Below are 11728 nucleotides of genomic sequence, written 5' to 3'. Positions count from 1 at the left end.
CATTCGGGTGATGATGGAAAGTTTCCTGCTTCTGGCCAGCCTCTATCTCGGCGCCGCCGTCCTGATCGTCCCCATTTCCGTCCGTCTGGGCCTTGGCTCAGTTCTCGGTTACCTCGCCGCCGGAATGCTCATCGGCCCCGCCCTGGGCCTCGCCGGGGCTGAAACCACCGACCTGCAACATGTCGCCGAATATGGCGTCGTCATGATGCTCTTCCTCATCGGCCTTGAACTCGACCCCCGCGCCCTTTGGGCCATGCGCCAGCGCCTCATCGGGCTCGGCGGCGCACAGGTCGGCCTCACCGCCCTCGCCGTGCTGGCCGTCGCCCTCGCCCTGGGCCAGACCTGGCAGGCGGCCCTCGTCCTCGGCTTCATCCTCTCCCTCTCCTCCACCGCCATCGTCCTCCAAACGCTGGAGGAGAAAAAGCTGATGCGCAGCGCCGGGGGCCGCGCGTCCTTTGCCGTCCTCTTGGCGCAGGATCTGGCCGTCATCCCCATGCTCGCCATCATCCCCCTGCTCGCCAGCCCCTCCGCCCGCCACGCGGCGGAGGCCCATGCTGACGAAGGTGCCGCCGAACCCATCCTCACGCTTGTCGAACAACTGCCCGGCTGGGCGGGCGGCCTCCTGACCCTCGCCATCGTCGCCGCCATCGTTCTGGCCGGTCACTTCCTCTCCCGCCCCGCCTTCCGCTTTATCCACGGCGCACGGCTGGCCGAAATGTCCACCTTCTTTTCGCTCTTCCTTGTGCTGGGCATCGCCTTCCTCATGATCATGGTCGGCCTCTCCCCCGCCTTGGGCACCTTTCTGGCCGGCGTCGTCCTCGCCAACTCGGAATTCCGCCACCAGCTAGAGGCCGACATCAAACCCTTTAAAGGCCTGCTGCTGGGCCTGTTCTTCATGACCGTCGGCATCGGCATCGACATGGGGCTGGTCGCCAGCGAACCCCTGCGCCTGATCCTGCTGACCCTTGGCCTGATCGCCCTCAAGGCCGGCGTCCTTTGGCTTCTCGCCCGCATCTTCCACCTGCCCCCGCGCGACCGCTGGCTTTTCACCTTTGGTCTGGCCCAAGCGGGCGAGTTTGGCTTTCTGATCGTCAGCATCGCCTTGGCCCAGTCGATCCTGCCCGCCGATGTCGGGCAAACGGTCCTCTTGATCATCAGCCTCTCCATGCTGCTGACCCCCGCCCTGTTCCTGATCCACGACGCACTTTCCCGCCGCTTGCGGGAGGCCGACAGCCAGCGCGAACCCGACCAGATCGACGAACGCGCCCCCGTGCTGATCGCGGGCATCGGGCGGTTTGGACAGGTGGTCAACCGGCTCGTGCGCTCGTCGGGCGTGCCGACCGTCGTGCTGGACAGCGATCTTTCCATGGTCGAAACCATGCGCCGCTTTGGCGTCAAGGGTTATTTCGGCGACCCCTCCCGCCCCGAACTGCTGGAATCGGCCGGGCTGATGCAGGCGCAAATTCTGGTGGTCGCCGTCGATCAACCGGACAAGGCCACCGCCATCACCCGGTTTGCCCGGCAGGCGCGGCCCGACCTGCACATCGTCGCCCGCGCCCATGACCGGATTCACACCTATGAACTGTTTCAGGCGGGCGCCAATGACATCGTGCGCGAAACCTTCGACTCCGCCATCCGCGCCGGTCGCTATGTTTTGGAAAACAGCGGTTTCAGCGACTATGAGGCCGCCCAGCTTTCCCGCACCTATTTCCAGATGGACAGGGCCGGCCTGCGCGAACTGGCCGCCCTCTGGGTGCCCGGCCAACCGGTTGAGACCAACGCCGCCTATGTCGCCCGCGCCAAGGAACTGAACGCCGACATGGAAACCGCGCTGATCGGCACGCTCGAGGCGGAACGGGCGGGCAAAAATCCTCAGGCGTAGGGTGGGTGAAACCCACCACCCGCCCCCCTCTCCACCCCACACAAGCCGCGGCCAGCACCTGCCCGTGAGATGGCGCAACAACGGCCCGTCAGCGCACTTTATAGTGCCCAAAGCCTCCATGATCAGATCGACGCGCTCCCCCTCCCCCCGTGGGGAGGGGTCAGGGGTGGGGGGCACCCGTAGGATGGATGAAACCCACCACCCGCCCCCCCCTCTACACCACCCAAGCGGGGGCCAGCGCCTGCCCGTGGGATGGCGCAGCAACGGCCCGTCGGCGCACTTTATGGTGCCAAACTCATCCTCGATCAGATCGATGCGCTGACATCACCCAAGCGCCAGCCCGCCGGGACGGGCAGGCGCTGGCCCCTGCGCCTTCGGCGCGCACCGGGGCCGGGAGGGGAACGGCTGTAGGAATACGGTTAGAGAGGTTTTTAGAACAACGATGCCTTGCGCAAGTGTCGCCGTGCCAAACAGTTAAACGCCGCAATAGAAACCGCGCTGATTGGGACTCTAGAGGTAGAAAGGGGGGAGTAGGATAGCACGTTCTATGGATCAAGCGCAGCGATGGCAGAATCAACCTTTGCTTCCAAAGTAGAAATTCCTTCGATGAACTCCACAGAACTTTGTTCTTTGGAGTTTCTCTTTAATTCCTGAAGGAAATTTGACAATCGATCCAATTGCCACTTCTTGCTCGCATTTCTCAGTCCAGAATTTAAAATAATTTTCATTTCTAAAGCCGCTTTTAGCAAATAATAATTTCCAATGGGCTTAGGATACACATTTGGATTTCTCATATTTAAATCTTTTGCAACTCTGATCGCAAGTTCAACATCTGACAATGCGGATACTGGATCGCCATCTCCACTATACGCAATAGCTGCCCTAAGAAAATATGAAGTATGATCAAAGGGATCAAGGATCAGCAATTCAGAAAGTGTTGCCCTTGCTTGGTCGTACTGCTGATCCAAAATGTAAGCGAGCGCAAGTTCGAAAAGAGGTCGCTGTTCACTTGCACTATCAATCAAAATTTTATTGCAAGACGCTACAATTTCCGCAGATGAGATAGCAACATCAATTTCAGAGACTGTCCCATCTGGCCCTATCGCATCGATAACGTTGCGGCTCAATTGGCATTTATCTTCGTCAGATAACTGCACAGATTGTGCAAAAGAAGGAAGCGCGAGGAAAATTGAGCAGAAAAGTGCATAACCTTTCATTTTCAGCCGGGTAAAGCCGTTTGCTAGAAAATATTTTTTGGTTAAAAATTTCTTTTTTAACTTAGTAGTCATGATTTGCTTCCTCAATCCGTCGGAAGCAGAGGTGCCGTATACCGTTTAGTCTGGCAAGCTCTATTTTGCCACAGTGCAATCACTCCAATGACAACTAAAACATATTCAAACTTTATAATTCACATTTATAATCAACCCCTTACACAGATTTTCACACGTGAAATCACCCTCCCGCCACCCCGGCCTCGGCAAAGGTGGACATGCCCGAATGGCAGGCCACCGCCGCTTGCAGGATGCCCAAGGCCAGCGCCGCCCCCGAGCCCTCGCCCAGCCGCAGCCCCAGATCCAGCAGGGGTTCCTTGCCCAGATGGGCCAGCAACCGACGATGCGCCCCCTCGGCGCTGGCATGACCCGCGACGGCATGATCCAGCAGGCTGGGGGCCACCGCATGCAGAACCGCCGCCGCAGCGCAGGCGATGAACCCGTCCAGAAGGACCGGCAAACCCAGCATCCGCGCCCGCGCCAACGCCCCCGTCATCGCCGCAATCTCGCGCCCCCCCAGCCGCCGCAGCACCTCCAAAGGGTCGGCCAGCGCGGCCGCATGCAGGGCCAGCCCCTCGGCCACCACCTGTTCCTTGCGGGATAGCCCCGCATCATCCACCCCGGTCCCCCGCCCGGCCCAACCGCCGCCGCCGACCAAAGCCTGCGCCATGGCCGCCGCCGCCGTCGTGTTCCCGATCCCCATCTCCCCCAGCACCAGCACCCCCGCCGCCGGGTTCACCGCCTGCCAGCCCGCGCCTAGGGCCGCGACAACCTCATCCTCGCTCATCGCCGCCGCTTGCGTGAAATCCGCCGTGGGCCGATCCAATTCCAGCGCATGAACCTGCATTTCCGCGCCAAAACACCGCGACAACTGATTGATCGCCGCCCCGCCGTGCCTGAAGTTCGCGACCATCTGCACCGTCACTTCCGCCGGAAAAGCCGAAACCCCCCGCGCCGCGACCCCGTGATTGCCTGCAAAGATGATGACCTGCGGTGCTTTCCATTCGGGCCGCGCCTTCCCCTGCCAGCCCGCATACCAGATCGCCAGTTCCTCCAGCCGCCCCAGGGCCCCCGGCGGCTTCGTCAGCTGCCCGTTCCGCGCCCGCGCCCCTTCGACGGCGGCCTGATCCGGCCCCTTGGCCCCTGCAAGGACCGCACGGAATTCGGCCAGATTGGCAAAGGAAAGGGTCATCGCGCGCTCCTCGCTGGATTGTCTGCTGGCCATTGGCTATGCCATCCCCAACACTTCTGCCAGCACCGAAAGGGCATGTTCATGGCCAATTCCGACCTGCGGAACGATCTTCTTTCTGCCCTTGCCCTGCTGACCCGCCTGCCCCTGCCCCCGCATCAGCCCACCGCCGCCGCCTCGGCCTGGGCTTGGCCCCTCGCCGGGCTTGCCGTCGCCCTGATCGCCAGCCTGCCCCTTACCCTCCATCTTCCCCCCACCATCACCGCCGCCCTGATCCTTGGCCTGCAAGCCATGCTGACGGGCGGTCTGCACGAAGATGGCCTTGCCGATTGCGCCGATGGTTTCTGGGGCGGGCATTCCCGCGAAAGGCGGCTGGAGATCATGAAGGACAGCCGCATCGGCAGCTATGGCGTGCTGGCCCTGCTGATCGTCACCCTGCTGCGCTGGACGGCCCTGACCAGTGTTATCGCCATGGGCGGTGCCTTCTGGGCGCTGATCGCTGTGGCCGCCCTGTCGCGCGCGCCCATGGCCTTGCTCATGGCCCTGATGCCCAACGCCCGCCCCGGCGGCCTGTCGCGCGCTGTCGGGCGGCCTGCTGTTTCCACTGCGCTTGCGGGCCTCGCCCTCGCCTCGATCCTTGCCCTGCCCGCCTTCGGCTTTTGGCTGATTCCGGCCCTGATCATCACCGTCGCCGTCACGCTTGCACTTGCCTTCACCGCCCAGACCAAGATCGGCGGCCAGACTGGGGATGTCTTGGGTGCATCCCAACAATTGGCCGAGGCCGCCCTGCTGATCTTTCTGGCTGCATGACAAAAGGCGACCCTTGCGGATCGCCCTTTCATCTTAGCAAGCAAGCAAAGACTTAGGCCGCGCGTGAGGTCAAAACGGAACCAACCTGTTTCGCCGCCCCGGCCTCGTCCACGCCCGAAACAGCCGCCACTTCACGCGTCAGCCGTTCCAACGCCGCCTCATAAAGCTGGCGTTCGGAATAGCTTTGTTCCCGCTGATCGTCGCTGCGGTGCAGGTCGCGCACCACTTCGGCAATCGACAACAGATCGCCCGAGTTGATCTTTTGCTCATATTCCTGCGCCCGGCGCGACCACATCGCCCGTTTCACCTTGGCCTTGCCCTTGAGCGTGTCCAAGGCCTTGCTGACCACATCCGGCGCCGACAAAGGACGCATCCCAATTTCCGTTGCCCGATGCGTCGGCACCCGCAGCGTCATCTTGTCCTTTTCAAAGGACACGACAAACAGTTCCAGCCGCAGCCCGGCGATTTCCTGTTCTTCGATCGACACGATCTTGCCGACGCCATGCGCCGGATAGACCACGAATTCGTTCGGACGGAATTCGGGTTTCTTCGCTTTGGTCATGTGGTTCGCTTCCTCGCAAGCCCGGCCCCCGGCACCAAAAAACCTTTGACGCGGGCCAGATGCCCCGCACCGAAGGTCTTTTTGTCACATAATTGCCCGTCTCAGGGATGCATTCCTGAGGCGTCGGTCAGGGGGCCATGATTATTTCGTAACGAATGCATAACACATTTTTCGCCTGATTCCAACGGCGGCAGGTTTCAGCAAAGCCTGATTCCGGGCGAAATCGCCCGGATTTGATGCAATTTAGGACTTTGTGAAGGCTTTGGCACAGGCCGAATCGAATCGGTCAACCGCCCTCGCCCGCCGCTTCCGAGAAGTACTTCTCACGCTTGCCGGTCTCGCCATCCCGCTCTTCGGCCTCGGGCAGTTTGTCTTTCTTGGTCGTGATCACCGGCCACATTTCCGCATATTTGCGGTTGAAGGCGACCCAGTCGTCCAAGTTCGGCTCGGTATCCGGCCGGATCGCATCAGCGGGGCATTCCGGTTCGCAGACGCCGCAATCGATGCATTCATCCGGATGGATCACCAGCATGTTCTCACCTTCGTAGAAACAGTCTACCGGGCAGACTTCCACGCAGTCGGTGTATTTGCAGGCGATGCAGTTGTCGGTCACGACATAGGTCATCGGGCGTCTCGGGCTTCTTTCGCTACAGGGGGTCTAGCTAGACCATCGCATGGGATCATTCAAGCGGGGGTGACGCATCCAGATCCTGATAAAGCTGCTGCGCCTCGGTCGCCGGACCACGGCGTTCGGCCAGATCCAGAATGCGGATGAGGCGGACCCTGTCGGCATAGGCCAAGGTCAGCACATCGCCCACCGAAAGCCCATAGCCCGGCTTTTTCACCTTGGCCCCATTGACCCGAAGATGACCGGATTCGATGATTTCAGCGGCAATGGCGCGGGTTTTGACGAAACGGGCAAAGACCAGCCATTTGTCGGCACGCAAGGATGCGCTGGGGGGTGGACCAGACGTGCCAGCCCCCCGCGCCAAGGATCAGACCTTGCCCTTCAGCGCCATCAGCGCGGCGAAGGGGTTGTCGGGGTCGATGGGTTTTTCGGCCCGTGGCGGACGCGATTCGAACTGTTTCGGGCGGTCGTCCCGTTTGTCGCCGCGCGGTTTGTCGTTGCGGTCGCCGCGCGGGCGGTCGCCCTGCGGTTTGCCACCCGGTTTGCCGTCATGGCGGGGTTTCCCACCCTCACCGCGTGGCCTGCCTTTGAAGTCGCCCTTCGGACGGTCGCCGCCTTCGGCCCCTTCGACCTTGGGCGCGTTGTCCCGACGACCGCCACCACCTTCACGCGGCGGACGGGGGGCAAAGCGCGGCTTCGGCGCCCAGGTAAAGGTATAGAACCCTTCCATTTCCGGCGGAGCCTGTTCGGCAGCCAAGGCTTCGGCCATCGCGGGGGCTGTCTCTTCTTCGGTGATCGGGGCCACGGGGGCCGCTTCATCCGCCACCGGCGCGGGGGCCGGTGCCGCCTTGACCTTGACCCTTTCACCCTTTTCCGCCTTATAGCCCAGACCGCCCATCAGATCGGCAAACTGGTCCAGCGTCATGCCAGTGATCGACAGCATTTCCGGCACAGCCTCAAATCCCGCACGGCTGTCTTTTTGCCGCAGGATGTCGGCCAGACGTTCCAGCATGTCGATGCGGATCGCCCGCGCCCCTGCCGGGTGATAGCCTGCCAGCGTGTAATGCGCTTTCGGCACTTCGGCGATATTCGGGATCGTCACCAGACCCGGCGGCGGGCTTTCGGGAAATTCCTCCAGCCCTTGGAACAGCGACCAAAGCACCAGACGCAGACGGGTCGGGGCGGGTTTCAGCAACGCCGGCAAGAATACGGTATATTGCCCGAACCGCACGCCATGCTTGCGCAAAGCGCCGCGCGATTCCTGATCCAGCGCCTTCACATCCTCGGCCACCTGATCCCGCGCGACGACCCCCAGATTTTCCAGCATCCGGAAGGCAAAGCCCTTGGCCAGCCCTTGCAAAGCCTCGTCCCGGCCCATGGCCAGCAGGGGTTCATACAAAGCCGCCACTTTCCGGTCGATGAAATGCTGCATCCGGCGGCGGACCTTGTCGGCCACCTCGTCGCCTGCATCCTCATCCACGAAAGCCTCGACCTGCGGGCGCAGAGCCTCGGGGCCTTTGACCAGCTTGCCCACGGCGCTGCCGCCCCACATCAGGCCGCCCTGTTCGGTGAAATCCATTTCCGTATCGGGCGCATTGTAGAATTTGTCGGCCCGCAGATGGAATTCCGGCCGCAAAGCCTGCACTGCCGCTTGCCGCAGCGTTTTCGCCTCGTCCGGCGAGCCTGTCTTGTCCTGGCGGAAGCGGAAGCCTTCCAGACGACCGATGAATTCACCCTCGACCGTCACTTCGCCTTTATCGTTTACGTCAGCCACCAGGCTCTCCTTCTGTTTCAACCGCCGCAGCAAAACGCTGGTGCGCCGGTCGACAAATCGTTGGGTCAGAGCCGCGTGCAGCGCATCTGACAGGCGGTCTTCTACCGCGCGGGTTTCGTCCCGCCAATGGGATTCATCTTCAACCCAGCCGGAACGTTGCGAAACATAAGTCCAGGTGCGGATATACGCCAGTCTTTTGGACAAAGCATCAATGTCGCCATCCGTCCGGTCGATCCGCTGAATGGATTTGGCCAGCCAGTCGCTGCTGATCTTGCCGCCTTGGATGAAATCGAAAATCCGGGCCAGCAGACCAACATGATCCCCGCCCGTCCGCCCCCGGAAGTCGGGCACGCGGGCCACATCCCACAGCAGTTGCACCGTGCGGGGATCGCGCACGCGGTCGCGCACCTCGGGCATCGCGGCGAGGGATTTCAGCGATTGCAAATCATCGCTTTCCCGCGCGCGGGTCAGCCATTCGTTTTCGGTCGGGGCCTCCAAGGCCCCGATCAGCCTGTCAATCGTGCCAAACTCCAGCGCGGCATTGCGCCAGTTCAGCCGTTGGATCGGCGCAAAGCGATGGTTTTCAATTGCCTCGATCACACCTTCCTCTGGCGGCCTGGCATCGCCCGTCACACCAAACGTACCCGCAACCTTATACCGCCCCGCCCGCCCGGCGATCTGGCCCATCTCATGCGGGAAAAGTTCCCGCATCCGCCGCCCGTCAAATTTGTGCGTGCCGGAAAAGGCGACATGCTGGATATCGAGGTTCAGCCCCATGCCGATGGCATCGGTTGCCACCAGATAATCCACATCGCCGTTCTGATACAAAGCCACCTGTGCATTGCGGGTTCTAGGCGAAAGCGCCCCCATCACCACGGCACAGCCCCCCTTCATCCGGCGGATCAGTTCGGCGATGGCATAGACTTCTTCAACCGAAAACCCCACGATGGCACTGCGCGGCGGCATCCGGCTTATCTTTTTCGAACCGGCCCAAGTCAGCGTCGAAAAACGCTCGCGCCGGATGAAGGTCGTGCCGGGGATCAGCGCCGCAATCGCCCCCCGCATCACATCCGACCCCAGAAACATCGTTTCCAGCAAGCCCCTTGCCCGCAAAAGCCGGTCGGTAAAGACATGGCCCCGCTCAGGATCGCCACAAAGCTGGATCTCGTCCACCGCCACGAAATCCGCCCCGATTTCCAAGGGCATCGCCTCAACCGTGCAGACCCAGTATTGCGTCCGTTCGGGAACGATCCGTTCTTCGCCCGTCACCAGCGCCACGACAGACGGGCCCCGCGCCTTGACGATACGGTCGTAAACTTCGCGCGCCAAAAGACGCAAGGGCAGGCCGATGACCCCGGTGCGGTGGCCCAGCATTCTTTCGATGGCATAATGCGTCTTGCCGGTGTTCGTCGGCCCAAGGACCGCCGTCACCCTGCCCCGTTCCTGTATCACCGAAGGCCCTTAAATACCCTGCCCGCTTTTGGCCGTTTCCAGCCGCTCGATGGCTTCACTTACGCCAGACAGGTGGGGATGTATAGCAAGCGCCGCCTTATAGACCTCAAGCGCCTCATCCGGTTTCTCCAACTCTTCCAGAATCATCGCAAAGCCCATCATCGCCCCGAAATGCCGCGGGTTCAGCGATAGGGTTTTGCGAATATCCGCAATCGAAGGCCCGATCTCCCCCGCCATATAATAGGCCGTCGCCCGCGCATTATAGCCTTCGGCGAATTCCGGATCATGGTCGATCAGCGCCGTCAGATGTTCGATGGCGGTCGGAAAGTCGCCCGCTGCCATCGCCTCGCCGCCACGTTCCAGCAGCAGATCAAAGGCGGGCGATCCGGTTTTCGACCATTCCAGCAGGATATCCCGCTCCAGCTTTTCCGCTTGTTCGGCATCCGCAGTCTTTAGCTGGTCGAACAAGTCGTCCAGCCGCACCGGATCGGCCAAGACCGGGCCCGACAGGATCAGGGCCAAGACGCCTGCGAATAGATGATTGTGAAACCTTGCGCGTGCTTTCATAAGCGCAGACTAGCAAGCCCCGGCGAAAACGCCAGAGGCAGGCTGTCACGATCAGGATAGCAAGATGTCGGATATGATTCAGGCCGCCGTGGCCATGCTCACCGAAAGGGGAACGGTCTTTCCCGATGGCGTCGCCAAATTCGTGCTGCCGGGGCATGGGGCCTTTGTTCTGGATCCGCAGGGGGTGCGGGCGGGTGACGATCCGGCAGACATTACCCTGACCGCTGAAGCCGAGGTTTTCCGCGCCCTTTTCGAGGGCACACTGAAACCGATGCCGGCCTATCTGTCGGGCAAGTTGCAGATCGAGGGCAGCATGGGGCTGGCGATGAAACTGGCGCAGGCCTTGGCATGAGTGGCGCAGCACCCTTTCATGCCGACATGGCACGGGGGCCGGACGGCGGGGTGGCCTTTTGGCGGCAGGCGACCGATGGGGTGCGGCTGCGGCTGGGGCTGTGGCGCGGGGGGGGGGCCGGCACAGTGTTCCTGTTTCCGGGCCGTGGCGAATATGTTGAAAAATACGGGCCGACGGCAGCGGCGATGGCGACGGCGGGGCTGAACACACTGACCATCGACTGGCGGGGACAGGGGCTTTCCGACCGGCTGGCGCGGGACCGGCGGCTGGGGCATGTCGCGGATTTCCGGCATTACCAGCGCGACGTGGCCGAGATGATTGCCATGGCCGAGACAATGGCCCTGCCCCGACCCTGGTATATCCTGTCGCATTCGATGGGCGGTACCATCGCCTTGCGCACGCTGATCGAAAATCGGAGCTTTGCTGCCGCCGTGTTTTCCGCCCCGATGTGGGGGCTGCGCATCCCGCCGCATCTGCGGCCTGTCGCCCATATTGTTTCGCGCTTGGCACATATCGGGCGGCAGGCGCATCGGCTGACCCCGATGACCGCCGCAGAAAGTTATGTTCTGACGGCACAGCCCAACGGCAATCTGCTGACCAGCGACCAGAGCGTGTTCACGTGGCTGCGCGACCAACTTGTCGCCGTGCCCGAACTTGCTTTGGGCGGCCCGACTTTGGGTTGGCTCCGCGCCGCGCTGCTGGAATGTGCGTGGTGTCAACGTGTTACGCCGCCGGACTTGCTCGCGCTGACTCTGTTGGGGTCCGACGAAGCCATTGTCGCCACCGCGCCCATTCACCGCATTATGGCTCGTTGGCCCGGCGGCAAGTTGCAGCTGGTCGCCGGTGCCCGGCATGAACTGCCGATGGAAAGGGCGGTGTTGTGCGGATTGTTTCACGATTCGGCGATAAATTTTCTGCGCAGCCATTCCTGATTCGGCACTGTCCGGCTGGACGGCTGCGGCTATCCGAGCTTTTGCCCAACAACCGCGCAGAACCCCACAATCGTTACCGACAACTCGCCCAATGGTTGTGCATTTTCCCTGATATTGCTCCAATCTTGGGTGAATTCCCAAAATTGACACTTTCACAACAAGGTTTCGCCCCCCGCCCTTGGTCTGCCATTCTTGAAATATTGTGAACGGTCCGGGCCAAGTCGGCGGACCGTGTTCAGGAGGACGGAATGGTGGGGAAACCGGCGTTTCAGGGGGTAACGGGACTGCCCACGGCAGACGAACTGCCGT

General features: G+C 61.8%; 12 protein-coding genes. 5 read left to right on the top strand and 7 right to left on the bottom strand.

All coding sequences use genetic code 11. The features are described from left to right. The first annotated feature begins 13 nt into the window (after positions 1 to 13). Positions 14 to 1882, top strand: coding sequence for a cation:proton antiporter domain-containing protein (locus IE095_RS17525; protein WP_189413554.1), 1869 nt, complete (start codon positions 14 to 16; stop codon positions 1880 to 1882). 252 nt (positions 1883 to 2134) lie between these two features. Continuing rightward, positions 2135 to 2293, top strand: coding sequence for a hypothetical protein (locus IE095_RS17520; RefSeq protein ID WP_189413464.1), 159 nt, complete (start codon positions 2135 to 2137; stop codon positions 2291 to 2293). Positions 2294 to 2427: 134 nt separating this feature from the next. Here IE095_RS17520 and IE095_RS17515 read toward each other — a convergent pair whose 3' ends face one another. Together IE095_RS17515 and cobT are read right to left on the bottom strand one after the other, a co-directional pair. After that, positions 2428 to 3171, bottom strand: coding sequence for a hypothetical protein (locus tag IE095_RS17515; RefSeq protein WP_189413461.1), 744 nt, complete (start codon positions 3169 to 3171; stop codon positions 2428 to 2430). Between the two features lie 163 nt (positions 3172 to 3334). Further along, a complete protein-coding gene (gene cobT / locus IE095_RS17510) occupies positions 3335 to 4345 on the bottom strand; it encodes a nicotinate-nucleotide--dimethylbenzimidazole phosphoribosyltransferase (RefSeq protein ID WP_189413459.1) in 1011 nt (336 codons plus the stop codon). Between the two features lie 81 nt (positions 4346 to 4426). Here cobT and cobS point away from each other — a divergent pair, with 81 nt between their 5' ends. Continuing rightward, positions 4427 to 5152 (top strand): adenosylcobinamide-GDP ribazoletransferase, encoded by a 726-nt coding sequence (gene cobS, locus IE095_RS17505; protein WP_189413456.1) that lies wholly within the window; start codon positions 4427 to 4429, stop codon positions 5150 to 5152. Positions 5153 to 5204: 52 nt separating this feature from the next. Here the strand turns inward: cobS and IE095_RS17500 are convergent, their stop codons facing one another. The 5 genes from IE095_RS17500 to IE095_RS17480 all read right to left on the bottom strand — a co-directional run bounded on the left by IE095_RS17500 (position 5205) and on the right by IE095_RS17480 (position 10135). Beyond that, positions 5205 to 5714: a CarD family transcriptional regulator gene (locus tag IE095_RS17500; RefSeq protein ID WP_189413453.1), complete on the bottom strand. Its 510-nt coding sequence runs from the start codon at positions 5712 to 5714 to the stop codon at positions 5205 to 5207. Positions 5715 to 6000: 286 nt separating this feature from the next. Further along, positions 6001 to 6339, bottom strand: a complete 339-nt coding sequence (gene fdxA, locus IE095_RS17495) for a ferredoxin FdxA (protein ID WP_189413452.1) — start codon at positions 6337 to 6339, stop codon at positions 6001 to 6003. Between the two features lie 55 nt (positions 6340 to 6394). Further along, complete coding sequence (locus tag IE095_RS17490) at positions 6395 to 6661, bottom strand: RNA-binding S4 domain-containing protein (protein WP_229804908.1); 267 nt, start codon at positions 6659 to 6661, stop codon at positions 6395 to 6397. Between the two features lie 48 nt (positions 6662 to 6709). Then, positions 6710 to 9565, bottom strand: coding sequence for a helicase-related protein (locus IE095_RS17485; protein ID WP_229804923.1), 2856 nt, complete (start codon positions 9563 to 9565; stop codon positions 6710 to 6712). A gap of 12 nt (positions 9566 to 9577) precedes the next feature. Then, positions 9578 to 10135, bottom strand: a complete 558-nt coding sequence (locus IE095_RS17480) for a tetratricopeptide repeat protein (RefSeq protein ID WP_189413448.1) — start codon at positions 10133 to 10135, stop codon at positions 9578 to 9580. A 64-nt stretch (positions 10136 to 10199) separates the two neighbouring features. Between IE095_RS17480 and IE095_RS17475 the strand changes: the two genes are divergently transcribed. Beyond that, the gene (locus IE095_RS17475) at positions 10200 to 10487 is read left to right on the top strand and encodes an SCP2 sterol-binding domain-containing protein (protein ID WP_189413446.1); all 288 of its coding nucleotides are present in this window, start codon (positions 10200 to 10202) and stop codon (positions 10485 to 10487) included. After that, complete coding sequence (locus tag IE095_RS17470) at positions 10484 to 11419, top strand: alpha/beta fold hydrolase (RefSeq protein WP_189413444.1); 936 nt, start codon at positions 10484 to 10486, stop codon at positions 11417 to 11419. The genes IE095_RS17475 and IE095_RS17470 overlap by 4 nt, the downstream gene beginning before the upstream one ends. Positions 11420 to 11728: the final 309 nt, after the last annotated feature.

The sequence above is a fragment of the Neogemmobacter tilapiae genome (assembly GCF_014652215.1).
GTDB classification, from domain to species: domain Bacteria; phylum Pseudomonadota; class Alphaproteobacteria; order Rhodobacterales; family Rhodobacteraceae; genus Neogemmobacter; species Neogemmobacter tilapiae.
Note: the sequence above shows the minus strand (reverse complement) of the source record. Positions and strands in the feature narration are given on the sequence as shown.

Coding starts and splice junctions, on each gene's coding strand:
- IE095_RS17525 (WP_189413554.1), top strand. CDS start 14: ATGGAAAGTTTCCTGCTTCTGGCCAGCCTCTATCTCGGCGCCGCCGTC.
- IE095_RS17520 (WP_189413464.1), top strand. CDS start 2,135: ATGGCGCAGCAACGGCCCGTCGGCGCACTTTATGGTGCCAAACTCATC.
- IE095_RS17515 (WP_189413461.1), bottom strand. CDS start 3,171: ATGACTACTAAGTTAAAAAAGAAATTTTTAACCAAAAAATATTTTCTA.
- cobT (WP_189413459.1), bottom strand. CDS start 4,345: ATGACCCTTTCCTTTGCCAATCTGGCCGAATTCCGTGCGGTCCTTGCA.
- cobS (WP_189413456.1), top strand. CDS start 4,427: ATGGCCAATTCCGACCTGCGGAACGATCTTCTTTCTGCCCTTGCCCTG.
- IE095_RS17500 (WP_189413453.1), bottom strand. CDS start 5,714: ATGACCAAAGCGAAGAAACCCGAATTCCGTCCGAACGAATTCGTGGTC.
- fdxA (WP_189413452.1), bottom strand. CDS start 6,339: ATGACCTATGTCGTGACCGACAACTGCATCGCCTGCAAATACACCGAC.
- IE095_RS17480 (WP_189413448.1), bottom strand. CDS start 10,135: ATGAAAGCACGCGCAAGGTTTCACAATCATCTATTCGCAGGCGTCTTG.
- IE095_RS17475 (WP_189413446.1), top strand. CDS start 10,200: ATGTCGGATATGATTCAGGCCGCCGTGGCCATGCTCACCGAAAGGGGA.
- IE095_RS17470 (WP_189413444.1), top strand. CDS start 10,484: ATGAGTGGCGCAGCACCCTTTCATGCCGACATGGCACGGGGGCCGGAC.